Raw genomic sequence first — 12688 nt, 5'->3', positions numbered from 1 at the left:
CTGCGCTTTCTCATCCAACATGGCAAACATACTCGTGGTCGACGACGAACTCGGGATTCGCGACCTGCTGTCCGAGATCCTCAACGACGAAGGCCACAACGTCGAGTTGGCCGAGAACGCCGCGCAGGCCCGGGCCGCCCGCGCGCGCGCGCAGCCCGATCTCGTGCTGCTCGACATCTGGATGCCCGACACCGACGGCGTGTCGCTGCTCAAGGAATGGGCCACGACCGGCATGCTGGGCATGCCGGTCATCATGATGAGCGGCCACGCCACGATCGACACTGCCGTCGAGGCCACCAAGATCGGCGCGCATTCCTTCCTCGAAAAGCCGATCACGCTGCAGAAGCTGCTGAAGGCCGTGGAGCAGGCGCTGGCCCGCAGCGGCGTGCGCAAGCCGGGGCTGCCCGGCGTCCCCGGCATGGCCTTCGACGGCCGGACCGACGCGGCCGAAGCGCCGGCCGGCGCCGGCCCCGCGGCCGTGGCGCCGCCGGTGGTGGACAGCGGCCCCCAGGCGCGCCAGACCTTCGAGCTCGACAAGCCGCTGCGCGAGGCGCGCGACGGCTTCGAGAAGGCCTACTTCGAATTCCATCTCGCCCAGGAGGGTGGCTCGATGACGCGCGTGGCCGAGAAGACCGGCCTGGAGCGCACCCACCTCTACCGCAAGCTCAAGCAACTCGGCGTCGATCTCGCCCGCGGAAAACGCTCTTCGGCTTGATATATAATGGCAGGCTTCACGGCCCGGTAGCTCAGTTGGTAGAGCAGCGGATTGAAAATCCGCGTGTCGGTGGTTCGATTCCGCCCCAGGCCACCAATCATCTACGCCTAGTCCCTCCCGACTAGGCGTTTTTGTTTGTGCGACAAGGACTTAGCTCCGAAATCGCGCTCAGAACGTCCCAGACGGTTCCGTGACATTCCGGATTCGCCCGTACCCCGATCCGGGCCCAGCGATGATTTCATCGCAATCAACTTTTCTGGGGTACGGGTGTCATGGGACGACCAAGGATTCGCTGCTCATGAGCGGTGCATGACGGCTTCATACGAGCGCGATGCGAAGGCGTGGTGGGCCGGGTTTATGCGTCCTGTCCTGCACTGCCGTCATGCAGGCCCCTTTGCACTTGCCTCGAGGCCACTGTGCGCATTCAAGCCGCACCTCGGGCATGGGGGCGGCCAGCAGTGATCGCTTGGCGATGACGCGATTGGCCTGCCCGGACAGGCTGAACGACAGTGCCTTGTTCTTGGCCGGCTCCTTGTAGCGGCTGCGCTTGGAGTCCCACTGCCGGTGCCTGCCCGGCGGCATCGCCACATGCCCGCCGGCCGTGCGCTTCTTCGCGTTTGTCCACGCCGGTGCCCGGCATCGCCGAAAGCCATGCGCTCCTGGCCGTGCAGCAGCGCACCGGCGTGCGGCACGTCGTGGATGTCGGCCGCCGTGGCGAGCACCGTGTGCACGAGGCCCGAGTCGGCGGGCCTGCGGCTGGCCATATCGCACCCGCCACGGCATGAAGTGGGAGGGTGCGGTGTAGAGCGGCCCAGCGACGGATTGGCCGCCTTGGGAAAGGGCTTGGTGGTGGCGATACGGATAAAGTCCGGGGCCCGGCAGGGCTGGGCGATGGGGTGCGGCGCGATCTCACCGAGGGGGCTCCATCCTTTCCATGCCCGAATGAACGAACCACCAACCTGGAGTATTCAACATGCTGAAGCGCTTGAGTGTGGCCCTGTTTGCAATGGTTGCCGTCGTGCTGGCGGGGTGCGCGAGTTCCCCCACGTCGCTGGACGCGCAGTGGGTCAACCCGCAGTTTGCCGGCAAGAAGCCGGTGGACAACGTGATGGTCATGGCCGCCACGAAAGACGCCACCAACCGCCGGCTGATCGAGGACCGCATGGTCCAGCAGCTGTCCGGCCAGGGCGTCAAGGCCGTGCAGTCCTACAAGTTCCTGGCCCGCGACGGCGAGGTCACCCAGGAGCAGCTGCGTGCCGTGGTCACCCAGGCCGGCGTGTCGTATGCGCTGGTGTCGCGCGTGACCAACGTCAGCTCGCAGGTCAACGTCGATCCGGGCATGGTCATGGGGCCGGCGTGGGGGCCGGGCTGGGGCGCAGGCATGGGCTGGGGCCCAGGCTGGGGTGGCTGGGCCGGCTACTGGAACACCATGTGGGCCCCCTCGATCCCGCCGTCGGTGACGACCACGCAGAACGTGCATGTCGACACCCGTTTGCTGGAAACCAAGGACGCCACCGTGATCTGGTCCGCCGCGACCACCACGTCCGCCGGCTACAACTCCATGCCGGAACTGGTCAATTCCTTCGTGCAGGTCATCGTCCAGTCGATGCAGAAGGACGGGGTGATCTAGCGTCTTTCCGGCGGATGGCGTGGACCATGGGGCCGGATGAAAAATAGCCCAGGGGGCTGTGTCGCATGTGGTCCGTCGACGGTTCCTGGCCAAGTGTCGGCCGGCCGGCCGGGCGACACTTCCCGGGTGGCTGCAAGGCCGAGGCGGCGTCCGGCCGCCCGGTCCAACCGAAGGAGGTCCCCACGTGAAAACAACCCTGCTCGCCGCGCTGCTGCTCGGTGCGTCCACCCTGGCCCAGGCCGACACCGAGGCCCAGGAGAAGCTCCAGGCACTGGAGGTGCTGGTCAAGCATTCCCAGACGGTGGCTTGCGATACGACGTTCGAGGCGCACCCGGGTGCCGCGGAGAACTACGCGAACATCCACACGGTCGAGCGGGATGCGGCAGGCGGCTGGTCCACCTATTTCATCCTGTGGGGGGGCGACATGGGCTGCAACCGCGGCTCGGGCACGTCCTCGTACTTCGTCAGCGAGGTGGGGCGGTATTCGGCGTCGCGGCCGTTCCTGGTGCGCAGCAATGCCGCCTTCGGCCAGGTGCTGGGCCAGGTGGTCGACCCGCGGTTCATCCGGAAGCTGGAGAGGGCCGGCGACCGGCGGTTCGTCATCGTCTCGTCCGAGCATGCGGGCAACGACCCCAACAACTTCCCCAGCAACAGGTACCAGTACCTGCTGGAGCAGCAGCAGGGCACCTGGCGGGTGACGGAGCGGAAGTTCCTGGGCAAGAACCGGTACTGAGCTTGCGGCTGCAGCGCCGGCCGCTGTTGCCGCGGTGGCCTTGGGCGGGTGGCCGCGGCGCCAGCAGCGGCTGGGACCGATCTGGACGAAGCACAGGAATGCCTTCGAAGGCTTCCTGCGCCATGCCGGCGTTCCCACGCAGAAGCTCGAGATTCCGTACCGGCCCAGGCCCGAACGCGATGCTCTGCGAGCGCGGGGTCCATGCATCGCCGACTGGGAAACGGTGGTCACACCGATCGTCAACCACCTGCGGAGGCGCCAGGATGCCGATGCCCGCAAGCTGGTGCTGACCGTGGCGCCACCGCGGCGGAACCGGCTGCGCCATCGGCGCGCTGATCGGCGGCCTCGTGCTGTCGGCTCTGGCGCGGCTGTTCCTCTTCGCCCTGGATGTCCGTAGGGGCTGGTGTGGCCGCTGGTGCCGATCGTCATCGGCGCCGGCGCGCTGGCACGTGCCGTCCTCGAATGGCCGCGGTGAAGGACCACCAAGGGCCCGGGGGCTTGAAGCGCTGCCCGGCAACCGAGTCCTGGCGAAAGCCGCTTTCGCTGGCCGACTGGCGTGTTGTCGATGGGGCGGCCGCCCAGGGCTTACGCCGATGCGGTGGGCAGTGGCGTCTGCACGCGCACCAGGCCCGGCGTGCCGCCGGGAACGAGGCGCCAGCTTCGCGCCGCGACCGTCGTTTGGCGCCGGGTGCGGTAGGCCGGCATCTGCAGCACGGCCGCATTCGGCCCGGCGTGCAGCAACTGGCCGCTGGCGGCGACGCCGTCGCTGAACTCCACCAGCAGCGCATCGCCGGCCGACAGTGCGCCCTTGCCGGGGGCATCGAGGCTGCGCAGCAGGGCGCCTGGGTACAGGTGGGTGTTGTTGGCGGAGAAACGCCAGAGCATGGGGACCTCCCGTCGGGCCTGGGACAGGCCTGTCACCGTAACCGATCGCGCGCCCATGGCGCAGGCCTCATCCCTTCGACAAGGCCTTCAGCGCCAGCTTGATGCCCTCGCTGACGCCCACGTCCTTGGGCAGCGCCTTCAGCGCGGCGGCGGCCTCCTTGTCGCTGTAGCCGAGCGCCAGCAGCGCCTGCAGGATGTCGGCCTGGTGCTCGTCGGCCACGGCGGCCTGCGGGCCGATGTCGGCGCCGAGCTTGCCCTTGAGCTCCAGCAGCAGCCGCTCGGCCGTCTTCTTGCCGATGCCGGGCACCTTGACCAGCCGGCCGCTCTCCTGCAGCGTGACGGCCTGCGCCAGGTCGGCCACGCCCAGGCCCGACAGCACCGCCAGCGCCGTGCGCGGCCCCACGCCGCTGATGCGGATCAGCTGGCGGAAGGCGTTGCGCTCGGCCGCGGTGCCGAAGCCGTAGAGCAGCTGGGCGTCCTCGCGCACGACGAAATGCGTCAGCAGCGTCACGCGCTCGCCCAGCGCCGGCAGGTTGTAGAAGGTGCTCATCGGCACGTCCACCTCGTAGCCCACGCCCTGGCAGTCCACCAGCACCTGGGGCGGGTTCTTCTCGGCCAGCAGGCCCTGCAGTCGTCCGATCATGGGCCGCGATGGTAGCGGCGCGACAATCGCGGCCCATGATCGTCCGCCACGACTTCTCGCCCCCCAACAACACCCGCCTGGCCCACCTGTGCGGCCCCATGGACGCGCACCTGCGCCAGATCGAGGCCGCGCTGCAGGTCCGGGTCGCGCACCGGCAGGAGCAGTTCCGCATCGAAGGCCCCAAGGCGAAGGCGCAGCGCGCGCTGGAGGTGCTGCAGGCCATGTACGAGATCGCCGGCCGCCCGATCGCGACCGGCACCGTGCAGCTGATGCTGGCCGGCGACGCCGCGATGGGCGGGGCCGACGACGGCCCGCCGCTGCTGACGCGCCGCGGCGACCTGAAGGCGCGCACGCCGAACCAGGCGACCTACCTGGACAACATCGCGCGCCACGACATCACCTTCGGCATCGGCCCGGCCGGCACCGGCAAGACCTACCTGGCGGTGGCCTGCGCGGTCGACGCGCTGGAGCGCTCGGCCGTGCAGCGCATCGTGCTGACGCGCCCGGCCGTGGAGGCCGGCGAGCGGCTGGGCTTCCTGCCCGGCGACCTGACGCAGAAGATCGACCCCTACCTGCGCCCGCTGTACGACGCGCTGTACGACCTGATGGGCCCGGAGCGCGTGGCCAAGAGCTTCGAGCGCAACGCGCTGGAGATCGCGCCCTTGGCCTTCATGCGCGGGCGCACGCTGAACAACGCCTTCGTGATCCTGGACGAGGCGCAGAACACCACGCCCGAGCAGATGAAGATGTTCCTCACCCGCATCGGCTTCGGCGCCAAGGCCGTGGTCACCGGCGACGTGAGCCAGATCGACCTGCCCAAGCAACAGCTGTCGGGCCTGGTCGATGCCGAGCGCGTGCTGCGCCGCGTGCAGGGCATCGCGATCAGCCGGCTGACCAGCGCCGACGTGGTGCGCCACCCGCTGGTGGCGCGCATCGTCGATGCCTACGACGCGCGCGGGCGCGCGCCCGAGGCTGGCGACGGGCGCGACGCGGCCGAGCAGGCGGTGCGCGCGCGCCGGGGCGGGCGATGAACGCGCTGCAGCTATCGCTGCAGTTCGCGGCGTTCGACGGCGCGGCCGCGCACCGCGCCGCGCTGCCGCGCCACAAGGTCGCGCGCTGGATCCGCCATGCGCTGGAGCGCGACGCCGAGATCGCCGTGCGCATCGTCGGCGCCGAGGAGGGCCAGGCGCTGAACCGCGACTACCGCGGCCGCGACTACGCGACCAACGTGCTGACCTTCGACTACGCCAGCGAGCCCGTGGTGGCGGCCGACCTGGTGCTGTGCGCGCCGGTGGTCGAACGCGAGGCGCGCGAGGCCGGCAAGCCGCTGCAGGCGCACTATGCGCACCTGCTGGTGCACGGCGCGCTGCACGCCCAGGGCTGGGACCACGAGACCGGCGAGGCGGACGCCGAGGCCATGGAGGCGCGCGAAACCGAGATCCTGCTGCGGCTGGGGTTCGCTGCGCCCTACGGCTGAACGCCCGGCCCGCAAGGCCATGCCGGCGTTCCGGGGCTCCCGGTCCGGCGGTTTTCCCGCGGCGTCCCTTTCCCGCGCGCGCCAGGGCGGCAGCTGCTCGCGCAGGTATTCGTAGAGGCGTAGAGGCATGGGGCCGCGCGCGGCAGTTCCCAGCCGGCCTTGTCCAGCCGCATCTCGGTCGCGGGCAGTTCGGGAAAGCCTGCCTGCGGCGACGGGATGCGCAGCGGTGGCGTCGTCCGGCCGCACCGTGCCGGCCGCCGTGCGCTTCAGGGGCCGCTTCGGCCCGTCGAATCGCGCTGAAGCCGAACGGCGGCGCCACGCCGTCCAAGTCCTGGCCCGACGGCCCCGGGGCGGCATCACGGCCCGGGATGACCGGCCGGATGGCAGGGCTTCCGACCGCGCGGGAGAGGGCCGCCCTGCGCCGGCCGCGCAGGCCGCCTGCAGCGGCACCGACCGGGCGCCGTCGCCGTGGACCCGGTCACTCGGCCTTGATGCCGGCCGCGCGCGCCAGCGCCACGTAGCGCGCCGCGTCTTCGCGGATCAGGCGCGCCAGCGCGGCGGCATCGCCGCGCAGCGGCTCCACGCCGGCGCTGGACAGGTTGGCCTGCACCGCCGGCTTGTCCAGGATGCGACTGACGTCGGCCGCGATCCTGGCCACCACGTCGGGCGGCATCTTGGCCGGCCCCATCAGCGCGAACCAGGTGGAGAAGTCCAGCGGCTTCAAGCCCTGTTCCTCGAAGGTGGGCGTGTCGGGCAGCAGCGCGTAGCGGCGCGGCGTGGTCACGCCCACCACCTTCAGCCGACCGGCTTTCGCGTAGGGCGCGAGCAGGTTGGCGCTGACCATGGCCAGCGGGATCTGCCCGCCGACCACGTCGGTCACGGCCGGCACACAGCCCTTGTAGCCGGCATGTGCCGCCTCGAAGCCGGCCTTCTGCTTGACCAGTTCCATCGCGAAGTGCTGCGGCGTGCCGATGCCGCAGGAGCCGTAGGCCAGGCCGCCGGGCTTGGCCCGGGCGGCGGCCACCAGCGACTTCAGGTCGCTCACGTCGGCCGAGGGATGGGCGGCCAGCGCGATCGGCGTCACGCCCAGCAGCAGGATGGGCGTGAGGTCCTTCTCGTGGTCGTAGGGCAGCTTGCCCTGCACGCCCAGGTTGGTCAGCATGGTGCTGTTCTGCAGCAGCAGCGTGTAGCCGTCGGCCGGCGCGCGCACCACTTCCATGCTGCCGATGTTGCCGGAGGCGCCGGCCTTGTTCTCCACCGCGACGGCCTGGCCCCAGGCCTGCTGCAGCTCGGCGCCGATCTGGCGCGCCAGGATGTCCGAGCCGCCGCCGGTGCCGTAGGGCACGATCAGGCGCACCGCGCGGTTCGGGTAGCTCTGCGCCGCGGCCGGGCCGCCGGCCAGGGCCGCGGCGGTCAGGCACAGGGTGGCGAGAAGAGGGCGTCGTTGCATGCGTGCCTCCATGTCAGAAATCCAGTGCGCCGAGGCGCTGTACCCACAGGTCCCACGAGCGCGGGATCTGGCCGTCGTTCATGTCGGAGGACAGCTGCGCCTCGCGCGTGCTGAGGTACTGCGGCTCGCCCAGCGCCTGGGTGGACAGCTGCAGCTTGGCGTTGGCCTCGGCGTAGATGGCGCGGTAGATCGCCTGGCGCAGGCCGGTGCCCACCACGGTGGAGCCGTGGCCGCGCATCAGCACGCAGCTGTGCTGGCCCAGCGAGCGCGCCAGCGCCTGGCCCAGGTAGGGGCTGCTGACCAGCATGTCGGTGTCGCCGCCGGCGTCGCGGATCTCGAAGTGCGCCGAACCTTCGCCGAGGAAGCCTGCCATGTGGAACAGCGGGCGCAGCGCTTGGCCTGCGCAGGCGAACGGGATCACGCTCATCGAGTGCGAGTGCACCACGGCCTGCACGTCGGGCCGCGCGCGGTAGATCTCCGAGTGGATGAAGCGCTCCAGGTAGGGGCGTGGCGCTTCGGGGTCGAGCGCGCTGCCGTCCAGCCGGTAGCAGACGATGTCCTGCGGCCGCACCAGCGCCGGTGCGCGGTTGGCCGACAGCAGGAACAGCTGCGGGTCGTCCGGATGGCGCACGCTGGCGTGGCCCAGGCCGTCGACGATCTGGTGGTCGTAGAGGATGCGGTTGGCCAGCGCCAGCTCGCGCGCGAGGTCTTCGGGAACGTTCAGCCCCATGGTGGCGTGTCTCGTGCGTGGTGAAGCCCCGCATTGGAGCGGGCGGCCGCCGCCGCGTCCAATACCGTTTGGCTCGCGCTGGCCGAAGATTTTCTTTGGGCGGCCCGCGCGCCTCAGGCCGGGTGCGCCAGCGCCCCGAGCCGCGCGGTGAGATCCTCCAGCGCCGCGCGGATCTCGGCCACCAGCGCCGCCTCGTGCGGCAGCGGGCCGCGGCGCTGCGGCCAGGCCAGGTACAGCGTGCGGCGCAGCGCCGGCGCGACCACCGCGCGCGCGTCGAGCAGGCCGGCCTGCACTTCCGAGATGACCGAGGCGTAGGGCAGGATGCTGGCCGCCTCGCCGCGCAGTACCAGGCCCTTGATCGCGGCGATGGAGCGCACCTCGTAGGCCAGGCGCACCTCCAGCCCGGCCGCATGCGCGGCCTCGGTCACCGTCTCGCGCACCACGTCGCGCCGCTCGGGGATGGCCAGCCGTTCCTCCAGCGCCTCGGCCAGCGCCACCGGCCGGCGCGGTGCGCCGCCGGGCAGCGTGACCAGCACCAGGTCCTCGTGGTGCAGCGCCACGCGCGCCACCGCCGGGTGCTCGGGCACGCCGTAGGCCAGCGCCAGGTCCAGCTCCTCGCGCACCAACTGGTCGACCAGCACATGGCTCATCTCCTCGGCCAGGCTCAGCCGCACGTGCGGCAGCGCCTCGCGCACGCGCACCGCCAGCGCCGCGCCGATCGCCAGCATCAGGCTGGGCGTCATGCCCAGGCGCACCGCCTGCACCGCGTCGGGCGCCATGGACGCGATCTCGCGCCGCGTCTGCTCCACCAGGCCGAGGATGGCGCAGGCCCGCTGGTACAGCAGTGCGCCGGCCGGCGTGGCCTCCACGCCGCGCGAGTGGCGGCGCAGCAGGGCCACGCCCAGGTCTTCCTCCAGCTGGCGCACCTGCATGCCCAGCGCCGGCTGCGCCACCAGCAGCTCGGCCGCGGCGCGCGTCATGTTGCCGGTCTCCACCACCTTGGCGAAGTAGCGCAGCTGGCGCAGGTTCATCGCGCGCCCCCCGTCCATGCCTACTGGGCCAGGCTCTCGGGCGCCCGCTCGATGCGCACGACGAAATGCGTGAGCCGCATGACGCGCGCGCCCAGCGCCGGCAGGTTGCAGAAGGTGCTCGTCGGCACGTCCACCGCGCAGCCCACGCCGTGGCAGTCCAGCAGCACCTGCGGCGGGTTCTTCACGGCCAGCAGGCCCTGCAGTCGTCCGATCATGGGCGGTGATCGTATCCGTGCTGCCGCCGGCGGCCGACGCGGCGCTGGAGCGCATCGCCGCGGTCGACGAGTCCGGCCTGGCGCACGTGCTGCAGCGGGTGCGGCACGCCGCCGGCCGATGGATCAGGCCGCCTGCAGCGGCACCGACCAGGCGTCGTAGCCGTAGACCCAGTCGGCGTTGCCCTGGGTCTTCATCCACTGGTTGCCGCGGGATCCGATCTGGATCTTGGCGGTGCGTTCCTTGCGGGTGTTTTCGTAGGCGCGCAGTGCCTTTTCGGCGTCGGCCCGGGTGCCGACCCCGGCCAGCGCGCGGCCCAGCACCACCGCGTCCTCGATCGCCATGCCCGCGCCCTGCGCCATGAAGGGCAGCATGGGGTGGCAGGCGTCGCCCAGCAGCGTCACGGTGCCGACCGACCAGCGCGGCAGCGGGTCGCGCTCGTACAGCGCGCTCTTGAGCGTGCTGTCGCAGGCGTCGAGCAGGGCGCGCGCGTCGGGGTGGAAGTCCTTGTAGAAGCTGCGCAGCTCCTCGACGTCGCCCTCGCTGGTCCACGATTCCTCGGTCCAGCTGTCCTGGCCGGTGGTGGCGAAGATGAAGGTTTCCCTGCCCTGGTTGAGCGGGAAGGTCACGATCTGGCTCTGCGGCGTCGGGCCCCACCACTTGGTGAAGGCCTCGATCTCGGGCACGTGCTGCACGCGCTCGGTCGGCACCACGGAGCGGAACGACACCACGCCGGTGAAGCGCGGGTGTTCCTCGCCGAACAGCGCGGTGCGCACGCGCGAGTGGATGCCGTCGGCGCCGGCCACCACGTCGAAGCGGGCGCGGGTGCCGTCGTCGAACTGCAGCGTCACGCCGTCGTCGCCTTGCGTCAGCGTCTGGATGCGTTTGCCGAACCGGATGTTCTCGATCGGGAACCGCTCGGCCAGCGCGTCGATGATGTCGGCGCGGTGGATGGTGACCTGCGGCGCGCCGTACTGCTGCTCGGCCACGTTGCCCATGCCCAGGCGCGAGGTCTCCTGGCCGGTGTCCCAGTCGCGGCTGATGCGGAAGCTGGGCTGCGCGCCGCGCGCGCGGATGGCGGGGCCGGCGCCCAGGCCGTCGATGGCGCGCACCACGTTGGGCGTGAGGTTGATGTCGGCGCCCACGCGCGAGAAGCCCCTGGCCTGCTCGAACACGGTGACGTCGTGGCCTTGTGCGCGCAGCGCGATGGCGGCGGCCAGGCCGCCCACGCCGCCGCCGGCGATGGCGATGTTCAGGGGTTGGTTCATGGTGTCTTCCTCCAAGAGAGTGTTGCGGATGGGGGTGGGGGCCGGCGGTATGCTGCGGCGTTCGAGGTGTTTTCCAGGAACAGAGCTTGACGCAGCGCAATTGTTCGCAGGCGGGCGGCGGCGCTCCACCGCCCGGCGTCCAGAAAAAAGCACCCATCGTCCCGCGGGCCGCGCCATGGACGTGCTGAGCGAGGTGCTGGCGGTCTGCCGCTCGGAGCGGGCGGTGACGGCGCGCTTCGCGCTCACCGCGCCCTGGGCGCTGCGCTCGGACGGCCTGCCCGGCACCATGATCCGGCTGTCGCGCGGCGCGCCCTACTGGATCGGGCTGCCCGGCCAGGCGCCGGTGCAGGTGCAGGCCGGCGACCTGGTGATGCTGCCGCTGGGCGCGGCCCACACCATCGCCTCGGCGCCGGACGTGCCGGCCACGCCGTTCGCCGAGCTGATCGCGCGGCATGCCGACGGCCCGCGCGACGAGAACCCGCTGGTCTTCAGCCACGGCGGCGGCGGCGCGGCGACCGAGATCTTCTCCGCGCTGCTGTGGTTCTCGGCCTACTGCCGGCACTCGGTGTTCCACCTGCTGCCGCCGCTGGTCCACCTGCGCGCGGCGCAGCTGCCGCTGGCCGGCTGCCTGGCCGCCACCATGCAGTCGCTGATCGTGGAGACGCTGGACCGGCGCCCCGGCTGGCGGCTGTCGGCGGCGCGCATGGGCGAGCTGCTGCTGGTCGACGTCCTGCGCGAGCGCCTGGGCCGCCAGTCGGCGCTGGGCCAGGGCTGGCTGCGCGGGCTGTCCGACCCCGGCATCGCGCGCGCGATCATGGCGCTGCACCGCCAGCCCCAGCGCGACTGGACGGTGGAGCTGCTGGCCGGCGAGGCGGCGATGTCGCGCTCGCGCTTCGCCGAGCGCTTCCGCGCGCTGGTGGGCGCCACGCCGATCGGCTACCTCACCCAGCACCGCATGGCGCTGGCGGCCGAGCAGCTGGAGGCCGGCGTGCTGCCGCCCGAGCGCATCGCCGAGCAGGCGGGCTACGAGTCGGCCCGCGTGTTCGCGCGCGCCTTCCGGCGCTGGTCGGGCGCGACCCCGCGCGCCTGGCTGCGGCGCGAGGGCGCGCGGCGCGCGCAGATGCTGGCGCTCGAGCGACGCGAGGACGGCGGCGACGGGGCGTGATTCAACGGTCCAGGCGCAGCAGCCGCACGTGCACCGGCCGCTCGAAGGCGACGGCGCCCGTGGCGTCGGCATGGCGCGCGTAGTGCGCGCGCACGCGCGCGAGCAGCGCGTCGTCGATGCGGTGGTCGGCATAGGTCGCCCGCATCTGCCGCTGCTCGAACTCGGCGAAGCTGGCGAAGCCCACCGGCATGTCGAAGCGGTGCTCGGCCGCCTGGCGCCAGCGGCCGGTGGCGACGGCGCGGTCCAGCGCGCGCTGGGCCTGGGCGCGCACCTCGCCCTCTTCGTTGTACAGGCGCACCAGTTCGTTGTAGGGGCCGGCGTAGACCGGCTCGGACACGTAGAGCCAGCCGCCGGGCCGCAGCACGCGCGCCATCTCGGCCAGCGCCTGGTCCATCAGCGGCACCGGCACGTGGTGCAGCGACTTGAGCATCAGCGCGCCGTCGAACGCGGCATCGGGCAGCGGCATGGCCTGCGCGCCGCCGTGCAGGAACTGCAGCCCCGGCGTGGCGGGCGCGGCGAGGTTCTTGGCGAGCTGGCGTTCGTCCACCTCCAGGCCGGTGACCCGGGCCTCGGGGTAGCGCGCCAGCAGCGCGCGCGCGAGCTGGGCGGCGCCGCAGCCGGCTTCGACGATGCGGGCCTGGGCCAGGGGCACCAGCGATGCCAGGACGTCCAGTTCGTTGGTGACGAGGGCGGGGAGCTGCGGCACGGTGTTCGACGGGTGGTGGCGGGCCGGACAGCATAGCGCGCG

The 12688-nt window shown here is 71.7% G+C and carries 13 protein-coding genes, 1 tRNA gene and 2 pseudogenes; 7 read left to right on the top strand and 9 right to left on the bottom strand.

The window, feature by feature from the left end:
* Window positions 1–19 precede the first annotated feature (19 nt).
* Together QM782_RS05915 and QM782_RS05910 are read left to right on the top strand one after the other, a co-directional pair.
* The gene (locus QM782_RS05915; RefSeq protein ID WP_415201987.1) at window positions 20–715 is read left to right on the top strand and encodes a response regulator; all 696 of its coding nucleotides are present in this window, start codon (window positions 20–22) and stop codon (window positions 713–715) included.
* Between the two features lie 20 nt (window positions 716–735).
* A tRNA-Phe gene (locus QM782_RS05910) sits at window positions 736–811 on the top strand.
* Between the two features lie 501 nt (window positions 812–1312).
* On the opposite strand, the pseudogene QM782_RS05905 reads toward QM782_RS05910, so the two are convergent.
* Window positions 1313–1461: pseudogene (locus QM782_RS05905) on the bottom strand (IS5/IS1182 family transposase); the annotation flags it as partial.
* A 227-nt stretch (window positions 1462–1688) separates the two neighbouring features.
* Between QM782_RS05905 and QM782_RS05900 the strand changes: the two are divergent.
* Window positions 1689–2345: a hypothetical protein gene (locus tag QM782_RS05900; RefSeq protein ID WP_415201986.1), complete on the top strand. Its 657-nt coding sequence runs from the start codon at window positions 1689–1691 to the stop codon at window positions 2343–2345.
* A 184-nt stretch (window positions 2346–2529) separates the two neighbouring features.
* Window positions 2530–3078 (top strand): hypothetical protein, encoded by a 549-nt coding sequence (locus tag QM782_RS05895; RefSeq protein ID WP_415201985.1) that lies wholly within the window; start codon window positions 2530–2532, stop codon window positions 3076–3078.
* 585 nt (window positions 3079–3663) lie between these two features.
* Here the strand turns inward: QM782_RS05895 and QM782_RS05890 are convergent.
* Together QM782_RS05890 and ruvA are read right to left on the bottom strand one after the other, a co-directional pair.
* Window positions 3664–3963: a hypothetical protein gene (locus QM782_RS05890; protein ID WP_415201984.1), complete on the bottom strand. Its 300-nt coding sequence runs from the start codon at window positions 3961–3963 to the stop codon at window positions 3664–3666.
* 67 nt (window positions 3964–4030) lie between these two features.
* Entirely contained in the window at window positions 4031–4606 is a 576-nt protein-coding gene (ruvA, locus tag QM782_RS05885) for a Holliday junction branch migration protein RuvA (RefSeq protein ID WP_415201983.1), read from the bottom strand.
* A 35-nt stretch (window positions 4607–4641) separates the two neighbouring features.
* Here ruvA and QM782_RS05880 point away from each other — a divergent pair, with 35 nt between their 5' ends.
* Window positions 4642–5637 carry a PhoH family protein gene (locus QM782_RS05880; protein ID WP_415201982.1) on the top strand — a complete coding sequence of 332 codons (996 nt, stop codon included), beginning with the start codon at window positions 4642–4644 and terminating at the stop codon, window positions 5635–5637.
* Complete coding sequence (gene ybeY, locus QM782_RS05875; RefSeq protein WP_415201981.1) at window positions 5634–6083, top strand: rRNA maturation RNase YbeY; 450 nt, start codon at window positions 5634–5636, stop codon at window positions 6081–6083. The genes QM782_RS05880 and ybeY overlap by 4 nt, the downstream gene beginning before the upstream one ends.
* A gap of 478 nt (window positions 6084–6561) precedes the next feature.
* On the opposite strand, the gene QM782_RS05870 is transcribed toward ybeY, so the two are convergent.
* The 5 genes and pseudogenes from QM782_RS05870 to QM782_RS05850 form a co-directional block, all read right to left on the bottom strand.
* Entirely contained in the window at window positions 6562–7533 is a 972-nt protein-coding gene (locus tag QM782_RS05870) for a Bug family tripartite tricarboxylate transporter substrate binding protein (protein ID WP_415201980.1), read from the bottom strand.
* Window positions 7534–7546: 13 nt separating this feature from the next.
* Window positions 7547–8263 (bottom strand): class II aldolase/adducin family protein, encoded by a 717-nt coding sequence (locus tag QM782_RS05865; protein ID WP_415201979.1) that lies wholly within the window; start codon window positions 8261–8263, stop codon window positions 7547–7549.
* Window positions 8264–8376: 113 nt separating this feature from the next.
* Window positions 8377–9294, bottom strand: a complete 918-nt coding sequence (locus QM782_RS05860; RefSeq protein WP_415201978.1) for a LysR family transcriptional regulator — start codon at window positions 9292–9294, stop codon at window positions 8377–8379.
* A gap of 53 nt (window positions 9295–9347) precedes the next feature.
* Window positions 9348–9509, bottom strand: a pseudogene (locus QM782_RS05855) (OB-fold domain-containing protein); the annotation flags it as partial.
* Between the two features lie 123 nt (window positions 9510–9632).
* The gene (locus QM782_RS05850; protein WP_415201977.1) at window positions 9633–10775 is read right to left on the bottom strand and encodes an FAD-dependent monooxygenase; all 1143 of its coding nucleotides are present in this window, start codon (window positions 10773–10775) and stop codon (window positions 9633–9635) included.
* A gap of 175 nt (window positions 10776–10950) precedes the next feature.
* Here QM782_RS05850 and QM782_RS05845 point away from each other — a divergent pair, with 175 nt between their 5' ends.
* Complete coding sequence (locus QM782_RS05845; protein WP_415201976.1) at window positions 10951–11940, top strand: cupin domain-containing protein; 990 nt, start codon at window positions 10951–10953, stop codon at window positions 11938–11940.
* Window position 11941: 1 nt separating this feature from the next.
* Here QM782_RS05845 and QM782_RS05840 read toward each other — a convergent pair whose 3' ends face one another.
* On the bottom strand, window positions 11942–12646 hold the full coding sequence (locus QM782_RS05840) for a class I SAM-dependent methyltransferase (protein WP_415201975.1): 705 nt from the start codon (window positions 12644–12646) through the stop codon (window positions 11942–11944).
* Window positions 12647–12688: the final 42 nt, after the last annotated feature.

It is taken from the genome of Pseudorhodoferax sp., from assembly GCF_047601025.1.
Taxonomy (GTDB): domain Bacteria; phylum Pseudomonadota; class Gammaproteobacteria; order Burkholderiales; family Burkholderiaceae_C; genus Pseudorhodoferax.
This window is presented reverse-complemented; position numbering and strand designations above follow the sequence as displayed.